The organism is Paraburkholderia sp. PAMB 6770 (genome assembly GCF_057748135.1).
Window position 1 is genome coordinate 2053371 of the sequence record NZ_CM173238.1, and the last position, 19286, is coordinate 2072656.

16 protein-coding genes are annotated in these 19286 nt (G+C 70.5%); 3 read left to right on the forward strand and 13 right to left on the reverse strand.

Features of this window, described 5'->3' with window-relative positions; all coding sequences use genetic code 11:
- Positions 1-19 precede the first annotated feature (19 nt).
- Together AC3AP7_RS09370 and AC3AP7_RS09375 are read left to right on the forward strand one after the other, a co-directional pair.
- Positions 20-817: a cystine ABC transporter substrate-binding protein gene (locus AC3AP7_RS09370; protein WP_475763718.1), complete on the forward strand. Its 798-nt coding sequence runs from the start codon at positions 20-22 to the stop codon at positions 815-817.
- 159 nt (positions 818-976) lie between these two features.
- Positions 977-1636, forward strand: a complete 660-nt coding sequence (locus AC3AP7_RS09375) for an amino acid ABC transporter permease (protein WP_475763716.1) — start codon at positions 977-979, stop codon at positions 1634-1636.
- Between the two features lie 241 nt (positions 1637-1877).
- Here AC3AP7_RS09375 and lepB read toward each other — a convergent pair whose 3' ends face one another.
- From lepB to AC3AP7_RS09410, 7 genes are all read right to left on the reverse strand, one after another.
- On the reverse strand, positions 1878-2570 hold the full coding sequence (lepB, locus tag AC3AP7_RS09380; protein WP_475763714.1) for a signal peptidase I: 693 nt from the start codon (positions 2568-2570) through the stop codon (positions 1878-1880).
- A 157-nt stretch (positions 2571-2727) separates the two neighbouring features.
- Positions 2728-3768 (reverse strand): Gfo/Idh/MocA family protein, encoded by a 1041-nt coding sequence (locus AC3AP7_RS09385; RefSeq protein WP_475763712.1) that lies wholly within the window; start codon positions 3766-3768, stop codon positions 2728-2730.
- Positions 3769-3940: 172 nt separating this feature from the next.
- Positions 3941-4660: a FadR/GntR family transcriptional regulator gene (locus AC3AP7_RS09390; protein WP_475763710.1), complete on the reverse strand. Its 720-nt coding sequence runs from the start codon at positions 4658-4660 to the stop codon at positions 3941-3943.
- 201 nt (positions 4661-4861) lie between these two features.
- Complete coding sequence (locus AC3AP7_RS09395) at positions 4862-5407, reverse strand: flavin reductase family protein (RefSeq protein WP_475763708.1); 546 nt, start codon at positions 5405-5407, stop codon at positions 4862-4864.
- Entirely contained in the window at positions 5379-6956 is a 1578-nt protein-coding gene (locus tag AC3AP7_RS09400; RefSeq protein WP_475767998.1) for a mannose-1-phosphate guanylyltransferase/mannose-6-phosphate isomerase, read from the reverse strand. The genes AC3AP7_RS09395 and AC3AP7_RS09400 overlap by 29 nt, the downstream gene beginning before the upstream one ends.
- A gap of 265 nt (positions 6957-7221) precedes the next feature.
- On the reverse strand, positions 7222-8058 hold the full coding sequence (locus tag AC3AP7_RS09405) for a class I SAM-dependent methyltransferase (protein WP_475763706.1): 837 nt from the start codon (positions 8056-8058) through the stop codon (positions 7222-7224).
- Positions 8059-8642: 584 nt separating this feature from the next.
- Positions 8643-10550 carry an alpha/beta hydrolase family protein gene (locus tag AC3AP7_RS09410; protein ID WP_475763704.1) on the reverse strand — a complete coding sequence of 636 codons (1908 nt, stop codon included), beginning with the start codon at positions 10548-10550 and terminating at the stop codon, positions 8643-8645.
- Between the two features lie 266 nt (positions 10551-10816).
- Here AC3AP7_RS09410 and AC3AP7_RS09415 point away from each other — a divergent pair, with 266 nt between their 5' ends.
- Positions 10817-12277, forward strand: coding sequence for an oligosaccharide flippase family protein (locus AC3AP7_RS09415; RefSeq protein WP_475763702.1), 1461 nt, complete (start codon positions 10817-10819; stop codon positions 12275-12277).
- A 94-nt stretch (positions 12278-12371) separates the two neighbouring features.
- Here AC3AP7_RS09415 and AC3AP7_RS09420 read toward each other — a convergent pair whose 3' ends face one another.
- From AC3AP7_RS09420 to AC3AP7_RS09445, 6 genes are all read right to left on the reverse strand, one after another.
- Positions 12372-13298: a glycosyltransferase family 2 protein gene (locus AC3AP7_RS09420; protein ID WP_475763700.1), complete on the reverse strand. Its 927-nt coding sequence runs from the start codon at positions 13296-13298 to the stop codon at positions 12372-12374.
- Positions 13299-13428: 130 nt separating this feature from the next.
- The gene (locus AC3AP7_RS09425; protein ID WP_475763698.1) at positions 13429-14559 is read right to left on the reverse strand and encodes a glycosyltransferase; all 1131 of its coding nucleotides are present in this window, start codon (positions 14557-14559) and stop codon (positions 13429-13431) included.
- A gap of 242 nt (positions 14560-14801) precedes the next feature.
- A complete protein-coding gene (locus tag AC3AP7_RS09430; RefSeq protein WP_475763696.1) occupies positions 14802-15953 on the reverse strand; it encodes a glycosyltransferase family 4 protein in 1152 nt (383 codons plus the stop codon).
- Entirely contained in the window at positions 15950-17128 is a 1179-nt protein-coding gene (locus AC3AP7_RS09435; protein WP_475763694.1) for a glycosyltransferase family 4 protein, read from the reverse strand. The genes AC3AP7_RS09430 and AC3AP7_RS09435 overlap by 4 nt, the downstream gene beginning before the upstream one ends.
- Positions 17125-18612, reverse strand: a complete 1488-nt coding sequence (locus AC3AP7_RS09440; RefSeq protein ID WP_475763692.1) for a hypothetical protein — start codon at positions 18610-18612, stop codon at positions 17125-17127. Before AC3AP7_RS09440 ends, AC3AP7_RS09435 begins: the two co-directional genes overlap by 4 nt.
- A gap of 9 nt (positions 18613-18621) precedes the next feature.
- Positions 18622-19155: a GNAT family N-acetyltransferase gene (locus tag AC3AP7_RS09445; RefSeq protein WP_475767996.1), complete on the reverse strand. Its 534-nt coding sequence runs from the start codon at positions 19153-19155 to the stop codon at positions 18622-18624.
- Positions 19156-19286: the final 131 nt, after the last annotated feature.

Genomic DNA, 19286 nt, shown 5'->3' on the forward strand with positions numbered 1-19286 from the left:
CTTCTCGACAGGGCACCGAATGAAAGCTGGTTTTCTGAAGCAACTCGTCGCGGCGGCCGTCATCGGCACGTCGCTGATCGCCGCCACCGCCCACGCCGAAGACCTGCTCGACCAGGTCAAGCAGCGCGGCACGTTGCGCATCGGTCTCGAAGGCACCTTCCCGCCGTTCGATTCGAAGGCGCCGTCGGGCGAGCTGGTCGGCTACGACGTGGATATCGCGAAGGCGGTCGCCGCGAAGCTCGGCGTGAAGCCGGTGTTCATCACGACCGAATGGAGCGGGATCATTGCCGGCCTGCAGGCGGGCAAGTTCGACGTGATCGTGAACCAGGTCGGCGTCACCGACGCGCGCAAGAAGGTGCTCGACTTCTCGACGCCGTACACCTACTCGGCCGCGCAGCTGATCCAGCGCAAGGACGACCCGCGCCAGTTCAAGTCGCTCGAAGACCTGAAGGGCAAGAAGCTCGGCGTCGGCCTCGGCACGAACTATATGGACATGGCGAAGGCCGTGCCCGGCATCCACGTGAAGACCTACCCGGGCGCGCCGGAATATCTCGCCGACCTCGCGGCCGGGCGCCTCGACGCCGCGCTCAACGACCGCCTGATGCTCGCGTACCTGCTGAAGACCTCGCCGCTGCCGCTGCGCACCGGCGCGATCGTCGGCACCGGCACGCCGTCGGCCATTCCGTTCCGCAAGGGCAATCCGAAGTTCGAGAAAGCGATCGACGACGCGATGGCGCAGCTCGAGGCGGACGGCACGTTCACGAAGATTTCGGACAAGTGGTTCGGCATCGACGTCACGCGTCCGCCGCAACCGTAACGCTCGCTTGCATGAGCGCAGGGCGGCATCGTCGCGATGCCGCCTTTTTCTTTTGCGCCGGCGGCGCGCACAGGCGGCGCGCCGCCCGGCCGCCGCGATGGCCGCGCTCCCCGGACCCGTTTATGATGTGCGCTTCGCTGCGCACTCCACCGATCGCCCATGTCCACTACTACCCTGCTCGTCCAGTCGCTTCCCGTGCTCGCCCAGGGTGCGGTGCTCACGGTCAAGTTCGCGGTCCTGTCGATGATCTTCGGGCTGCTCGGCGGCGCGCTGCTTGCCGTGATGGGAATCAGCCACAATCGCGCGCTGAACTGGATCGCGCGCGTCTATGTCAGCGTGATGCGCGGCACGCCGCTGCTCGTCCAGATTTTCGTCATCTACTACGGTCTGCCAAGCATCGGCCTCGCGCTCAACCCGACGCCTGCCGGGGTGATCGCGCTATCGGCGAACGTCGCCGCCTATCTGTCGGAGAGCATGCGCGGCGCGATCCTCGGCATCCATCGCGGCCAGTGGCTCGCGGCCTATAGCCTCGGGCTGTCGCGCCGCCAGACGCTGCGTTACGTGATTGCGCCGCAGGCGCTGCGCATCGCGGTGCCGAGCCTGTCGAACAGCCTGATCAGCCTGATCAAGGACACCTCGCTCGTGTCCGTGATCACCGTCACCGAATTGCTGCGCAGCGCGCAGGAAATCATCGCGTCGACGTTCCAGCCGCTGCCGCTCTACCTCGCGGCCGCCGCGATCTACTGGGTGCTGTGCCAGGTGCTCGAATGGATCCAGCACTGGTACGAACGGCGTCTCGCGCTGCCGACACGGCACTGAGCGGCGCGCGGCGCCAGCCCTGACGCGCGCGGCATCATGCTGGCCGTGCGGGGTTGAGCGTGCCCCGTTGCCCCGGCTCAATGGCCGCGGCCCGGTTGTCCGGCCCGGTTGTCCCGCCTCAGTTGTCCCGCCTCAGTTGTCCCGGCCCGGTTGTCCGGCCCGGTTGTCCGGCTCAGTTGCCCGGCCCGGTTGCCCCGCCTCAGTTGTCCCGCCTCAGTTGTCCCGGCCCGGTCGTCCCGCCTCAGCCGGCCGCGCCCGGCGCATCGAGCCGCGCGCCGAAGCGATGCAGCCGCGGCAAATCGTCATGATGCGGATCCAGCGAAAAAGCGACGCGACGCGTGCGTCCCATCAGCTCGCTGCGCGGAAAGAACCCGAAGTAGCGCGAGTCCGCGCTGTCGTCGCGATTGTCGCCGAGCATCAGATACTCGCCCGGCGGCACCACCACCGGCCCGAACGAACTGCGCGGGCTCGGCGCCTCGGGCGTGAGCCGCACGAGATGCGACACGCCGTCGAAGCGCTCGGTCAGGTAGCGGCCCGGTATCTGCGCATCGGCGGGCAGCGGCGCGACGTGCGCGCTGGCGTAGCCGGCCGGCACGCCGTTCACGAGCAGCACGTTGTCGCGCATCGCGACCACGTCGCCGGGCACGCCGATCAGCCGCTTCACGAGCAGTTCGTGCGCGGCGGACGAATCGATCGTCACGATGTCGCCGCGCTGCGGATCATGCAGATGCACGAGCACGATGTGCGTGAGCGGCACGCGCAGGTCATACGCCATCTTGTCGACGAAAATGCGGTCGCCTTCACGGATCGTCGGCAGCATCGAACCGCTCGGCACGACATTCCAGTCGGCGATCGCGCTGCGAAACAGCACCATCAGCACCAGAAACGCGACGAGCCCCTTGTTGTCGCGCCACACCTTTTTCAGCATCCGCATCGAAAACCGCTCCTGCCCAAAGTATCGGAAACGCGCGCGCGTCGACCGGCGACGCGTGCGCGGCAGATCGTACCACCGTCCGCGCGCGGCGGCGTGCGGCGTCAAGCGCGGCGTCATGCGCGGCGTCAGGCGCGCCGTCATGCGCGGGGACAGCGCATCACTCGCCGGGAAAGCGCAACCCGAGCGCGGCGCGCGCGGCGTCGGCCATCCGGATCATCTGCCGCGACGTTGCGTGCGGCATCAGCGGGCTTTCGCGCGCGCCGCTGCGGATCAGCGCGCAAAAGTGCGCGGTCTCGTAGTTCAGGCCGCCGCCCTCGAACGGCGCCTCCAGCTCGACCACCCGTCCGTCCGCGTAGCGGATCGTCGCGCGCGCCGGATTCCACCAGCCTTCGTGGATCGTCACGTGGCCGAGCGGCCCCATCAGCAGCGCGTCGCCGCGGCCCTGCAGGTCGAGCCCGCAGAACAGCTGCGCGATGCCGCGCTCATGGCGGGACTGCACGCTCGCAAAGGTATCGACGCCGCTCGCGCCGAGACGCCCGGCCGTCTGCACGTCAAGCGCCGCGCCGAGCCAGTCGACCGCGAGAAAGAGCGCGTAGATGCCGATGTCGAGCAGCGCGCCGCCCGCATGCGCATACGAAAACGACGGATGATCGGGCGGCACGGTCGCGCTCGAATAGCCCGCGCGCACGAAGCCGATGTCGCCGACCGGGTCGGCGGCCAGATGCGCGCGCAACCGCTGGTAAAGCGGATAGAACGGCGGCTTCATCGCCTCCATGAAAAGCCGCCCGTTGCGTTGCGCGGCAGCGAGCACGCGTTCGAGCTGCGCCGCGTTGATCGTCGCCGGCTTTTCGCACAGCACGTGCAGACCCGCATCGAGTGCGGCGATCGTGTAGTCGGCGTGACTGTCCTGCAGCGTCGCGACATAGAGCGCGTCGATGCCGCTCGCCAGCAACGCGGCGAAGCTCGGGCAGGCCGTGCCGCCATGCGTCTGTGCGAACGCGGCCGCGGACGCCGGCCGGCGCGACCAGCTCGCCGCCAGTTGCGCGTGCGGCACGTGCGCGAGGCCCTGCGCGAATCGATGGGCGATCCGCCCGGTGCCGACGATGCCCCAGCGCAGCGGGCGGGACGAAACAGCGGATGCATCCGCTGCATCCGCTGTTTCGGATGTACCGGATGCGGCAGTCAGGGGGTCTGGCATGAGCAGAAAATGCGGTCGCGGGAGGGCGCTATTGTCGCGCAGCGCAGCGGACCTGTCGCGCGGCGTGCCGCAGAGACGCCCGCGCGCGCCGCGCGCCTCCTGCGCTGCGGCGGCCGGCGACGACCTGGGCGGGCCCCCGGTGCATCACACGATCGCCGCCGTGTGCGCGCCGTCAGCCGTGCACGGGCCGCTCCAGCGTGAACGCGCCGCCGAGTTCGTCCACCGTGAAATCGATCAGCGCAAGCGATGCCGCTTCGGCGGCGCCGGCGTCATGCCGCTCGATCGCCTCGACCACGCGGCCGTGCTGCGTGACGATCGTCTCCCAGGTCTCGTGCCGGCTGATGACGATCGGATTCACGGCCGCGAGCGCGCCGCGCACGATCGCCGCCATCTGCTGGAAGAACTGGTTGCCGCTCGCGACGACGATGCGCGTATGCAGCAGCTCGTCGGCCGCCTGATAACCCGGTTCGCCGGGCCGCAGCGAGCGGAACGCGTTGAACGCGTCGCGGATCGCCGCGAGATCGGTCGCGCTGGCGCGCGTCGCGGCCAGCGCGCTCGCGCGCGGCTCGATCAGCGCGCGGAACTCGATCACGTCGCGCATGAACACCGGATCGGGTTTCGCGCGAAAGCGCCAGTTGACCACGTCCTCGTCGATCATCCGCCAGTCGCGCATCGCGCGGATGCGCGTGCCGATTTTCGGCCGCACGTCGAGCATGTCGCGCGCGAGCAGCATCGACAGCGCTTCGCGCATCACCGTGCGGCTCACGTCGAATTCCTTCGACAGCACATCCTGCGGCGGCAGCACGGCGCCATACTTCTCTTCGACGATACCGGTGACGAGTCCGTCCATCACCTTGCTGACCAGCGACCGTTCCTTGTTTGCCTGTTCCATGACACCTCCCCGAAGCGAGTGTGTTCCCCGCATCGCGCGGCCGGGCCGGGCGATCGTGTGTCGTGTTATGTCCGGCATGCCGAGTCTTTCATCTGTTAAACACTACGTTGCTAGCTTCGTCAAGGTTGCGCCAGTTGGGAAACGTCCTGACAGGGTATTCCCTCTGAAGAATTGTTTCGTTCCTGTAACGCGCAGCCTTGTTTAGCGCACCGCCACCGGACGATGCCCCGCCACCGACGCATAGCGACCGCCGAAAAACACCAGCGGCGCAGCGTCGTCGAGCGAGAACCCGAGCACCTCGCCGATGAACAGCGTGTGGTCGCCGCATGGATGGCGATCGACGACGCGCGCGGCAAAGCGCGCGAGCGCGTGGTCGAGCAGCGCGACGCCGGGCAGCCCGGCAAACTCGACGAAGCGCGGCGCGAGCGCCGCCTGCAGATCGCCCGCGAAGTGCCGGCTGTGCGACTCCTGGCCGTCGGTCAGCACGCTCACGCCGAACAGCGCGCTGTCCATCAGACGCGCGTGCATCCGCGCGTGCTGGCCGACCGACACGACGACGAGCGGCGGCCTGAGCGAGCCGGACATGAACGCGTTGGCCGTCATCGCATGCAGCCGCTCGCCGCTGCCGTTCGAGATCACCACGACGCCGGTCGCGAAGCGTCCGAGCGCGCAGCGCAGCGCGCGCTCGTCGAACGCGGCATGCCGCGGCGGCGCGCAGTCAGCGGGCGGCAGGACGCGGGCATTCATCGCGACTCTCCGCGGCGCGGCCGTACTGGTCGTCAAAGCGCACGATATCGTCCTCGCCGAGGTAGCTGCCCGATTGCACCTCGATGATTTCGAGCGGCGTCTTGCCCGGATTCTCCAGCCGGTGCGTGACGCCGAGCGGGATGTAGGTCGACTGGTTCTCCGACAGCAGGAACACCTCGTCGCCGCGCGTCACGCGCGCGGTGCCGCGCACGACGACCCAGTGCTCGGCGCGATGGTGATGCATCTGCAGCGAGAGCCGCCCGCCCGGATCGACGACGATGCGCTTCACCTGGAAGCGCTCGCCGCGATCGATCGAGTCGTAGCATCCCCACGGCCGCTGCACCTTGCGATGCTCCTCGACCTCGCTGTCATGCGCCGCCTTCAGCCGGCCGACCACGGCCTTCACGTCCTGCACGCGATCCTTCGCCGCGACCAGCACCGCATCGGCGGTCTCGACGACGACCACCCCGCTCACGCCCACGCAGGCGACGAGGCGGCCGTCCGAGTGCGCATAGCTGTCGCTCGCGCCCTCGAACAGCACCCGGCCGCGCGCGACGTTGCCGTTCACGTCCTTCTCGCTCACCTGCCACACCGCATCCCACGCGCCGACGTCGGACCAGCCGGCCGCGAGCGGCACGACCACGCCGGCGAGCGTGCTGTCCGCGCCGACGTGCTCCATCACCGCGTAGTCGATCGAATCGGACGGGCACGCGGCGAACGCGGCGTGCGCGAGATGCAGCGTGCCGTCGGGATCGCTCGCGGCCTGCGCGAACGCCGCCTCGCAGGCCGCCGCGATCGCCGGACGGCAGCGCGCGAGCGCGGCGAGCCACACCGACGCGCGCACGACGAACATCCCGCTGTTCCACCAGTACTCGCCGCTCGCGACATAGTGGCCGGCGAGTTCCTGATCGGGCTTCTCGACGAAGCGCTCGATCGCGCGCGCCCCATGCCGCCCGAGCGCGACGCCGGTGCGGATATAGCCGTAGCCGGTTTCGGCGCGCTGCGGCGGCACCCCGAGCGTGACGATCGCACCGCCCGCCGCGTGCGCGACCGCCTGGCGCAGCGCCGCCGCGAACGCGGCCGGGTCCGCGATCAGATGATCGGCGGGCAGCGCGACGAGCACCGGGTCGTCGCCGTCGCCGGTGCCGGCCGCGCGCGCGGCGAGCGCCGCCACCGTCAGCGCGGGCGCGGTGTTGCGCGCGAGCGGTTCGAGCACGACGCGCGCGGCGCGGCCCGAGCGCGCGAGGCGCCCCACGGTCTGCAGACGCAGCGCCTCGCTGCAGACGACGAGCGGCGTGCACGTGCGCAGCGGCGCCGGCGCGCTGTCGTCCGCGGCGTCGAACACGCCGTCGAGCCGGCGCAGCGTCGCCTCCAGCAGCGAATCGTCGCCGATCAGGCCGATCAGCTGCTTCGGACTGCGCTCGCGCGACAGCGGCCACAGGCGCGTGCCCGAGCCGCCAGCGAGAATCACGGGCTGCACGGTGGTCGCGAACGCGGACACCGTGCCCGCCGCCCGCCCCAGTGCCCCCGACAGGTCCGGATGGTTCATCTGCATGCTCCCCCTGCGTTCACGAAAACACGGACGGCGGCCGGCGCTCGTTCGCCGCACGCCGCGGCCGCCCGGCCGGACTGCCTGCCCTCGTCCGTCTGCCACCAGGTACGCCGCCACGCCTGCCGCGCGCACCTGGCGTGTCTCGCCCAGCACGTCCAGCACGTCCGGCACGTCCAGCACGCCCAGCACGTCCGGCACGTCCCCCATGCCCGGCCCTGCCTCAGCCCCTGCGCTGTCCGGTCCCCCGTTGCGCGCGCCGCCGTCATTGCAGCGCCGCGCCGGCCGGCAGCGGTTTGCGGGCGACGAAGTGAAACCACCAGGTGTCGTCGGTCGGGTCGGAGGCATCGAGTTGCCGGCCATCCTTGCTGCTGAACACGGCCTCCAGGTCGAAGCCGGTCTGCGCGAGCTGGCGGCGCTGCTCGGCAATCGTCGTGTAGACGATCACGATCGCAAAGCGGTGCGCGGCGGCATTCATCACCGAATAGCCGTCGAAGCGCTGGTTCAGCCGCGAGTTGCGCACATAGTTGTAGCTTGCGAGCGGCAACGTCCGCAGCGTGCGCAGCGTGCGCCACGCGAGCTTCGCGGGGTTGAAGGTGAAGCGCGGCATCAGCGTCCAGAGCGTCTGGCCGCAGCCGGGACCGTCCTGGTTGTGCGACGAGAACAGCGCGAGACCGCCGGGCTTGAGCACCCGGCACATCTCGCGCAGGATCTGCTCGCGGTCGGCGTAATTCACGCAGTCGATGCCGTTGAAGCTGAACACGACGAGGCTGAACGACGCATCCGCGAACGCCGACATGTCGCGTGCGTCCATCCAGCGCAGATCGGCGGCGGGAAATTTGGCGCGCGCGATCGCCAGCAGCTTTTCCGTGTAATCGACGCCGGTATAGCGCGCGCTGAGGCGCGTGAGCAGCGGCACCGTGCGCCCCGGACCGACGCCGATATCGAGGATCGCCTCGCCGGCGACCCGCGCGGCGACCCAGTCGAGCGCCGCGCGCTCGCCCGGGTCGGTCCAGTTTTCGAGCGGACCGAGCTCGCGGCTGGCATCCGCGGATTGCCACGCAGCCCGATTGATCCGGTCCAGATCGTCCTGAGCAATCATATGCACTCCCAATGATATGAATACGCTGCGCAGGCGTGCGCAACAGGCCGTCTGCCGTCGGCACCGCACGGTGGGCGCGGCGCTGGCGCATCGCGTATCGCCCCCTGACGCGTGCGCTGGGCCGTCCGCACCCGCATCCGGCTTGCGCCCGAACGACACCGCCGTGCGTGCGCCGATCCATGACGCATTGAACCAGAGCACCCACCCGCGCCTCTGTACGTGCGCACACACTGCTGCTATGGCGCTGTATCGCTGTGCCGCTATGCCGCTATGCCGCTGTGCCGCTGTACCGCTGTACCGCTGTACCGCTGTACCGCTGTGCCGCTGTGCCGCTGTGCCGCTGTGCCGCTGTGCCGCTGTGCCGCTGTGCCGCTGTGCCGCTGTGCCGCTGTGCCGCTGTGCCGCTGTGCCGCTGTGCCGCTGTGCCGCTGTGCCGCTGTGCCGCTGTGCCGCGAACCGTGCGGCGTCACAGCGCGGCGCCCGCCGGTGCCGCACGCCCGCCGCCTGCCGTGCGCGCCGGCCCACGGCAGGCGGCGGCTCAGGCAAACCAGGCAGCTCAACCCGCACGGGTACAACCGGCCTCCTCACGATGAAGCCTGGTCGAGCCACGCAGCACGCGCCGGCTGCGCATCGGACACGGCCGGCGCCGTTGACGCCACCGGCCGCCCCGGCACCGGCGCGTCCGCCGCCTTCTGCACGGCGCCGCGCGCGGGCGGCGCCGCCGCGACGCGCGCGAGCAGCCACGCCTGCGCGTCGGCCATCGCCGCTTCGCGCGCTTCGCGCGTGAACAACGCGTGATCGAGCCGCGGCAGCGTCGCGACCTGCACGTGCGCAAAGCGTCGCAAGCCGCGCAGTTGCGCACCGAACTGGATCTTCGCTTCGTCGAGCCCGAGATCGTAGTCGCCGAACACGAGGCGCAGTTCGGCGCCCTTCGCATCGATCCGCTGCAGCAACTGGCGCGCTTCGTTCGGTGCAAGCGTCACGCCGAACCGCTCGTCGAGCAGATCGGCGACGCGCCGGAACAGATGCCGGCCAAGCCGTTGCGCGAGGCCATGCACGACGCGCCGCAGCGAGGTTTCGCCGCGCAGCACGCGCCGCCATTTCCCGGCGCTCAGCGCCGAGCGGCGCAACACGCGGGTCGAGGCAAGACCGGCGGTACCCGGCGTGCGTGCGGCGCCGTCCCAGACAAACTTCTGCAGATTCACCGCGTAGCAGCCGACGATCGCCGGATGATGCGCGCACGCGTGCAGGCCGTTGAACGCGCCGCCGCAAACGCCGAACGCGGCAATGCGCGGATGTCCGTGCGCGCACAACCAGTCGGCGCCCGCCATCGCATCGGTGCGCGACTGGTCCGAATAGATCGTATCCAGCGTGACCGACGACGCGAGCGGCGTGCTGTCGCCGAGTCCGCCCAGATCCATGCGCAGCGACGCAATGCCCTGCGCGGCCAGTTGGCGCGCGAACAGCACGAAGATGCGGCCATCGCCGATGTGATAGCTCGCGCCCGTGTTGATGAACAGCACCGCCGGCGCACCGGCGGCCGGCGCGTCGGGCGCGCAGTACACGCCAAAGTAGGCGCCGAACACGACAGGCTGCTCGAACGCATGCGCGGCAGCCAGCCGCAGGCGCGGCGGCGGCGCGCCATGCACAGGCTGCTGCGGCGGCGCCCACGCCGCCGCGCGCGCCCGCGCGGCGAACGGCTCCGGCGCATCGCCGTCCGCGTCCGGCGCGCCGGCGAGCCACGGCACGAGCGCTGCGAATGCATCGGCCGGCTCGACGCTGTACAGCGCCTCCTGCATGAAGCGGTCGGCTTCGTCGAACCCGCTGCGCGCCACGTCGACGCCGTGCGCGCGATACTGGTCCGCCAGCGCATCCGCGCGCGCCCGCTCGCCCGCGTCGCACAGATACACGCGGCGCGCGGGATGCCGGGTATCGGCAAACAGGTCGAGCGCGCCGACGCGCGCGATATCGTCGCCATGCAGCCCGAAGCCGAACGCCTCGACGTAGGCCGCCCCGTCCGGAATCGGCATCGCATTGATGCCGGCGGGCGTGCTCAGCCAGTTCTGCCGGTGCGCGCGCAACTCGCGCAGATACTTGCGCCCCGACAGCGCCGGCGCAAGCAGCACGAGTCCGTCCACGTCGCCCGCGCGCTGCGCCGCGAGCGCGGCGAGCGTCGCGCCGAAGCGCAGCCCGCACAGCGACACGCGGGTCACGCCGCTCGCCTGCCGCAGAAAGCGCAGCGCGGCGCCGATGCTGTTGAGCCACGCGTCGACGCGGCCCGGATCCTCTTCGTAGCCGGCCGAATCGCCAGTGCCCGGATAATCGAACCGCAGCACCGGCATCCCCGCGTCGGCGAGCCGCTGCGCGAGCGCGCGCCAGCCGCGATGCGTGCACAGCGCGTCATAGCCGAACGGGTTGCACAACACGACGCCGTGCGGACCGTCTGCCGGATGCAGCCAGCCCGCACAGCCGTCGAAAACGACCGGTGTCATCGGAAATCCTCGTACAAGGACGCGGCCCTCTCGCCGTGTCAGGTATTTGTCGGGATTTAAACAAACGTGCGCGCCGGTCTCTGTACGCGTGCCCACACACTCTGGGCTGGCATGCGTGCCCGCACACGCCGGGCCGGCATGCGCGCGCGCTGCCGCGCCGGCGTGCGCCCTCGCACAGACGCGCCTGCGCGCGGCTGGCAGGATTCGCTCGCGCAGCGCGTGCAGCCGTCGCGGACGGCCGGCGCGCCGCGCACGACCGGGCTGCCATGGAAAAGACCCTGCTGAAGAACATCGTCATCAATTTCGCGGGTCTCGTCGCGCCGACCTTCGTGTCGCTCGGCACCGTGCCCGCCTATATCCGCCTGATGGGCGTCGAGCGCTACGGCGTGATCAACCTCGTCTGGGCGCTGATCGGCTACTTTAGCCTGCTCGATCTCGGCACGAGCCTCGCGACCGAAAACCAGATCGCGAAGGCGCGCCACGCCGACCCCGACGCGGTCGAGCACATTTTCTGGGGCGCGTGCTGCCTGAACTTCGTCACCGGCCTCGCCGGCGGTGCGCTCGTCTATGCCGGCGCGTACTTCTACGTGACGGACGGCGCGCGCATCGCGCCCGCGTTCCAGCACGAAGTGCTGGCCGCGCTGCCGTGGATCGCGCTCGCCGTCCCGCTCGCCAACGTGATGTGGGTATTCGCCGGCGCGATCACCGCGGTCGAGCGCTTCGCGAGCTACAACACGAACCAGACGCTCGGCACGATGCTGTTCCAGTTGCTGCCGCTCGCGGCGATCTATGCGTTCTCGCCGTCGCTCGCGGTGGTGATTCCGGCGGCCGTCATCGCGCGCGTGATCGCGGGCGTGATGCTCGGCATCGCGACGTTCCGCGCGCTCGGCATCCGGCGCTTTCGCGCACCGCGGCGCGCGGTGATCGCCGAGCTGTTCGCGTATGGCAAGTGGACGCTGCTGTTCTCCGGCGCAGGCGCGATCGCCGGCACGATCGACCGCGTGCTGGTCGGCTCGATCCTCGGCGCGCGCTTCGTGACCTACTATGCGACGCCGCAGAATCTCGTGACGCGGCTGAACATGCTGCCGAGCGCGATGCTGCGCTCGCTGTTCCCGCGCCTGTCGGGCGCCTCGCGCGAGCAGGCGCGGCGGCTCGCGCACGACGCGCTCGGCTTCCTGACCGGCGTGTTCACGCCCTGCATGATCGTCGCGATGTTCGCGCTCGAACCGTTCCTGAAGCTCTGGATCGGACCTCAGCTGGCAGCGGTGTCCGCGCCGCTCGGGCGCGTGCTGATCATCGGCGTCTGGCTCACCGGGCAGTCCGGCATCCTCGGCATCCTGATCCAGGCGCAGGGCAATCCGGCGGTCGTCGCGCGGCTCAGCTGGCTCGAACTGCCGGTGTTCGTCGGCGCGCTGTGGTTCGTCACGCATCGCTGGGGGATGCATGCGACCGCGCTCGTCGTGGTCGTCAAGGTCGCGCTCGACTATGGGCTCTACCTGTATTTCGCCCGGCTCGATGCGCGTCCGGTCGTCGGCAACATGGTCGCGCATCTGGCGTGTCTCGTCGTCGCGCTGCTGCTCGCGTCGTCGCTCGCCGGACTGCCCGCGCTCGTCGCGGCCGCCGGCATCGTCAGCGGCGCGGATCTCGCGTACTCGTTCGCGCAGTCGGAAGCACTGCGCCGCTTCGCGCGCAAGGTGTGGACGCGCGTGGCGCTGCACGCGGACTGAACCTGCGCTGAGGCCGGGCCGTCCCCCCGGACAACCCGGCCCGCGCACAGCCGGCGCATACCGCGAGCCGCGCCGCTGCCGTCGGGTGCGCGCGTCAGGCGGCGCGGCGCACGCGCCAGACGTTCGAGATCCGCACGATCGGCACGAGCTGGGACAGCGCGCGCCGCCGTGCGAGATACACCGTCATGTGCGCGAAGTAGTACAGCAGGAAGGCCGTGCAGCGCAGCGCGCTGGGTTCGATCACGCTATAGCGCTTCACGCCGACATAGAGCCGCGCCGCCTCGCAGCTGACCTGATAGCGGGTCATTCCGGCGCGCGTCCGGGTGCCCGTCAGCACGCCGGCGCCGGGCATCGTGTCGCGCGAGCGCATCCCCGGTTCGAGTTCGATCGTGTAGCCGCGGCTGCGCGCACGCAGGCACAGCTCCGCATCCTCGGTGCCGAAAAAGATGTTCTCGTCCCACAGCTCGGTGTCGAACAGCGCGAGCGGAAAAAGTGAGCAGTGCATATTGACGCATTGCGGATCGGTGCTGCGCGTGAAATAGCAGGCGAACGACAGCCGCGTCGGCCAGCATTCGTGCAGATGCGGACCGCTCGATGCTCCGCCCGTCAGGATCGTGCGGCTTCGCCGCGCGGGCGGCACGCGCTGCAGATGGTCGCGCGCCTGCGCAAAGAAATCGCGCTCCAGCATCACGTCGTCATCGACAAACGACACGTGATCGCAATCGCGCGCCTGCTGCAGGCAATAGCGGACCGCGTTATTGCGGTTCGCGCAGACGCCGCGTCGCGGGCCCGCCAGATACACGACACCCGGATGCGCCTGCACGGCGGCCTCGTTCTGCGCGCGCACGGCCGGGTCCGGCGAGTCGTCGCTGACGACGATCACGCGCGGCGCGGGAGCGCAGCGCGCGAGCGTCGCGAGGCAGGCGGCAAGCGTGTCGACGCGGTTCATCGTCGTCACGCACACGGCGAACGCGGGCGGTGTCGCGGCGGCATCGCAGGCATCGGCGGTGCGCGCGTTCATCGCGCCCCTCCGGTCGTGCGTCGCGCGCGGCGGTTCGGACAGTTCATCAGGCTCTCCCTTTGGTTGACAGGCCGCGTGGCCGATTCCGTTGCGGCGCGCCGTGGCCGCGCCGGATCGGCGCCGCGCGGATTCACAGCGGCGTCGAGTTGTGGACGTCGCGCGCGGGCTCCCCGCGCGGCCGGCGCACGGCGAGGTCGTCGAGCGTCTGCCGGTAGATCGTCATGTAGCTGTCGCAGACCTGCTGCACGCCGAACGCGTCGAGGCCCCGGCGCGCGCGCGCGACGAGCGCCGCGTGGGCGCTCACGTCGGTGAGCAGCAGATCGATCGCGGCGGCGAGCGCCGCCGGCTCGGCGGGCGGCACGAGCAGCCCGGCTTCGCCGTCGTCGAGCATCTCGGGAATCCCGTCGACACGCGTCGCGACAATCGCGCAGCCCTGCTCGCGCGCCTCGCACAGCACGAGCGGCGCCGGATCCGCGTGCGACGCCAGCACGAACACGTCCGCCTGCGCGAGATACGGGCGCGGGTCGTCGACGAAGCCGACAAAGTGCGTGCTCGGCGCAATGCCGAGTTCGCGCGCGAGCGTTTCCATTTCGGCGCGGTCCGGGCCGTCCCCGACCACGTACAGCGCCGCGCCCGGATGGCGCGCGCACAGCCGCGCGAACGCGCGCAGCAGATCCTGAATGCCCTTGCGGCGATACACGCCCGCCAGCGTGACGATGCTCGGGCGCTGCAGCCGCGGCGACGCGGGCGCGGCAGGCACGGCGAGCGCGTCGAAGCGCGGCGTGCCGATCGTGCCGTTGCGCACCACGGCGAGGCGGTGCAGCGGAATCCCGCGACGCGCCATCGACGCCGCGACCGCGCGCGTCACGCCGACCACGCGGTCGCCCACGCCCATCAGCCGCGCGCTGCGCTGAAACTCGTTGTGCACGGTGGTCACGAGCGCGTAGCGCGGGCGCCAGCATGCGAGCCGCGCGATCAGCGCGCCGGTCATCATGTGCGCGTGCACGACATCGGGACGGCTGTGCGCGACCACCTGCCGGAAATCGCGCAGCATCGACGGCAGCCGCGCGAGCCGCGGCGACTGCGGCAACACCACATGCGCGACGCGATGCCGCGCGAGCAGCGCCTCGAATTCGCCGCCGGCGGTCGCGACGGTCACCTGATGGCCGGCGTCCGCCTGCGTGCAGGCGAGGTCCACCATCATGTTGACGATGCCGTTGCCGATTTTCTGCGCGTGATTGGCGAGGTGAAGAATGTTCATGGATGTGTGCCGCTGCGTTCGGATCCGAAGCCGTGGGCGCGTGCGTCGCGCGGCCCGCTCATCACGATGCTCGGCGATTGCCGCAGCGCGGTCTGTGCGGCGGCCCGCAGTGACACGCAACCGGTGCGCGGCCCGGATGCGGTGCCTGGATGCGGTGCCCGAACCCGGCCGGCCGCGCACAGGCGGGCGCGCCGTGCATTCCGTGCATTCCGTGCATTCCGTGCATTCCGTGCATTCCGCCCTCACGCGTCCGCCACCGCGTCGCGGTATACGGCCGCCACCTGCGCGGCCACCACCGGCTGATCGAAGTGCGCGCGCGCATACGCGCGGCAGGTCTCGGCGTCCGGCAACGCACGGCGTCCGAGCAGCGCGTCGACCATGCCGTCGCCGATCGCATGAAAGCCCACCGACGGCAGCACGAGCGCGGTCGACAGCGGCGCCACCACCTCGGGCAGCCCGCCGACCGGCGTCACCAGCACCGGCGTACCGGCGGCGAGCGACTCGACGGTCGTCAGCCCGAAGCCTTCGAGCGAGACGGTCGGCACCACCGTCAGGTCCGCCGCGCGATACCACAGCGGCAGCGCGTCGTCGGGCACGAAGCCCGCGAGCGTCACGTGCGCGTCGAGCCCGCGCGCCGCGATGCGCGCGCGCAGCGCCGGTTCGAGCGGGCCTTTGCCGGCAATCGTCAGCAGCGCGTCGGGCACGGCCTGCCGCACGACGAACATCGCGTCGATCAGGTCTTCGAGACCCATGCGCGACACCAGCCGGCGAATGCAGAAGAGCTGCGGGCGGTCGTTCGGCAAGCCGAGCAGGCGACGCGCTTCGCGCTGGGTCGCCCGCGCATCGAAGTGCGCGACATCGACGCAACCCGGCACCACGCGGATGCGCTTTTCCGCGACGCCATAGCTCTCGTGCAGGATCTGGCCGAACGCCCGCGACAGCACGATGTGCCGCGCCCCGCCGTGATAGACGCTCCACTCGATCGCATGGCGCACGCTGCGCGACAGGCGTCCGCGCCCTTCGACGCCGCCCTCCGCGGCCCACGGTCCGTGAAAGTGGACGACCCGCGGCGTGCGCGGAAAGAGCCCGAGCGTCGGCGCCGTATAGAGCGCGAAGTGCGCGGCGACCACGTCCGGCGGCGCCGCGCGCTTCAGTTGCCGCGACAGCGCCCGCGCGCGCCACAGCCGCGTGCCGAGGCGCTCCTGCGCGGGCGCGAATGCGTCGACCCGGCCGCCGGACGCTTCGTGCACGGCGGCGCTGCCGGCGACGACGCCGCGCACGTTGACGCCCTGCGCAGGCAGCGATTCGATCAATGCCTTGAACATGCGGTCGAGCCCGCCCGGCCGCTCGCCGAACCAGTGCATGCCGATCTGCAGCGAGTCGAGCGGACTCATGAGCCGCCCGACAGCGGATCGGCCGCGACCCGCAGCGGCTGCGCCGACGGGCGGGCCGCAAGATCGTCGTACAGCGCGAGATAGCGTGCGGCCATCTGTTGCCAGCTCAACGCGCGGGCGCGCTCGCGCGCCGCCTCGCCCATCGCGCGGGCGCGCGCGCTGTCGCAGGCGAGCGCGGTGACGGCGCCGGCCAGCGCGCTCGCGTCCTCGGGGTTGTCGAGCACGATCCCGCAACGGGCGTCGATCACCTCGGCGCCGCCCGCGCTGGCCACCGTGATGACCGGCAGCGCGCTCGCAAGCGCCTCCAGGATCACCAGCCCCATCGGCTCGTAGCGCGACGGAAACACGAATGCGTCGACCGAGCGCATCAGCGCCGGCATGTCGGCGACGAAGTCGAGGAAGTGCACGCGCGTGTCGATGCCGAGCGTGCGCGCCATTGCCGGAAACGGACTGTTGCGCAGATGCCCGGCCACCGCGAGATGAACGTGCGCGGGCGTGGCGGCGAGCGCGCGCAGCACCGTGTCCAGATTCTTGCGCGACACCTTCAGATCGCCCGCGAACAGCAGCATGAACGGCTGCACCGGCAAGCCGAAGCGCGCGCGCCCGGGCAGGCCCGGCGCGAACTCGTCGATGTCGACGCCATTGTGGATCGTCTGCAGGCGCGCGCCGTCGATGCCCGCCGCGCGCACTTCGGCGGCGACCTTGCGCGACACCGGCACGATCGCGCGGCTATGGCGCAGCGCCCACTTCTCGCACCACACGTTCACGCGCGTGTAGAGAACCTGATAGGCCGCATACGCGCCGTCACGCAGCCGATAGGGGTAGAAGCCGCAGCGATACCAGCCGTCATGCACGAAGTGCACCGCGTTCACGTCCGCGCGCGCCCAGGCGATGAAGCCGTCCACCTGGATCACGTCGAATGCGTCGCGATGCGCGCGTATCCATGCGCCGCAGCGCAGTGCGAACAGCTGATACTGCAGCAGGCGGGTCGGCAGCCGGCTCACCGGCATGCGCACGAAGCGCAGCCGCGCATGCGTCAGCAATTCGGGCGCCGCCTGCGCCGCGAGCAGCGTGACCGTGTGGCCCGCGGCCAGCGCGGCGCGCACGATTTCGTAGTTCACGCGGCCCTGGCCGTCGGTCTGCACGACCACGTGCGTGACCAGCAGAATCCTCATCGCGCCGCCCTCGCGCGCGCCGGCTGCGCGGCGCGTGCGCGCGCCTGCCCTTCGCGCGCATGGCGCAGCCCGATCACCGGCATCAGCACGCCGATCACGTAGAACGCGCCGGGCAGCGCCTGCAGCGTGTCGATGAACACCATCATCGACAGGATCGCGGCCGCCACGCCCGCCCCCGAAATCGCGAAGCGGTCGTAGGCGCGCGCGAAGCTCGCCATGAACGCGCGCCACAGCATCACCAGCATGCCGGTCGCGTACAGCAGCGTACCGGGCCAGCCGAGCACGTAGGGCACCTGCATCACGCCGCTGTCGAAGCCGACGCCGCCCTTCGGCGCGTCGCTGCCGAGGCGCGTGCTGAGCCCGGTCATGCCGAGCCCGACGCCGCCGATGTCGCTGACCGCGGTCGAGATGAACGTATCGTAGAAGCCGGCGCGCTCGCGAAAGCTCTGGTCCTGGCTCAGATGCGCGAGCGTGTCGAAGCGCGAATCGAGCCGCTGCGACACCTCGTTGATCAGCATCAGCGGCATGCAGAGCCCGGCGAACGCGATCACGCACGCGATCAGGCGCACGCGGCTGCGGCCGTCGAGCATCGCAAACGGATAGATCAGGCCCACCAGCGCGCCGCCCCACGCCGCGCGCACCGACGTGAACAGCAGCGCGGGGACGCCGGCCAGCACCGCGCCCGCCGCGAGCCGGCCGCGCGCCGCGAGCGAGATCAGGATGCCGGTCATGATCGTGTTCGCGAACGGGCCGGCCGAATTCATCGTGCTCGATACGCGCATGCCAAACGGCACCGCCTGCCCGTCGACCACCATGCCCGATGCGAGCATCCAGAACGCGGTCCACGGCGGCGGGTCGATGAACTGGAAGATTGCGTACGCACCCATCGCAAACGTGCCGTAGACAAACGTCTTCAGCAGCACGCGATGGTAGGCCGGATACTCGCGCCACGTCGTCACGAGGCGAAAACCGATCAGCGCCGGAAACAGCCAGTTGATCAGATCATAGGTGGCCGGCGCGACGCCCGCGTTCACGAGCCCGACCACGTAGCCGTAGAACACGCCCGCCATCACCAGCAGCAGCGGCGCCGCGCGGCGCTGTCCGAGCGAGCGGTAGTGGGTCAGCAGCGCGAGTCCCGAGAGCATCGCCGCGAGCAGCGGCGCCACCATGATCGGGCTTTTCGGATTGAACACGCCGTTGAAGAAGTCCGCGAGACGCCGCACTTCCGGCGTGAGGAAGAACAGCCAGCAGACAAAGCCGAGGTAATGCGCCGGATGGCGCCGGTACAGGTAATACGCGATCGCAAACGACATCGGCGTGTAGAGCAGTTCGAGCAGCTTGCCCTGATGCGCGACCGCGAGCACGAGCGTGAGCACGAACATCGTCACCGGCGTTGCCACCGGGCCGATCAGGCGCGCGAGGTGCGAGCGCGCGCGCGGAGGGCGCCGGGCCGGGCGCAGCGGAACGGCCGTCGCGTCCATCATCGTCCGCGCTCACAACAGCTCGAACGTGCTGACGAGCGACGCCGTCGGGCGCTCGCGGCGCCAGCCGCCCGCCGCCGCGCGCGCGCCGCGCAACTGGCACGTGAGACCGATGAAGGGCATCCCGTGTTCGAGAAACGGCCCCTCCGTCTTGCGAAAGCCGAACTGCTCGTAGAAGCCGCGCAGGCTCACCGGCGCGGTCACCCGCACCGCGCGCGCGGCCCAGCGTTCGAGGCTCGCCTGCAGCACCCGTTCGATCAGCTCGTCGGCGGTGCCGTCGCCGCGCCGCGTCGGGCTCGTGAGCACCTTGTCGATCACCACGTCGGGATCTTCCGCGTCGCCGGGCTGGATCCGCGCATAGGCCATCACCGGCATCGTGCGCGTCATGTCCTCGACCGCGAACACGTGCAGCGCCCGCTCGTCGCGCCCATCGGCATCGAGACATACGTGCGACTGTTCGACCACGAACACGGCACTGCGCGCGCGCATCACGAGATACAGCTCGCGCGGCGTGAACTGTTCGAATTCGAGCGTTTTCCAGTTCATCAGATTCCCCCAGCGATCCGGATGACGGACCATGCCCGTCTGCATGGCTGCCACGTTACCGCCGCCGACGCTCGCATCTCCGTGCGGAAGCGCACCGACGCTGGCGCGTCGCGCTCAGTTAAATACGTCCA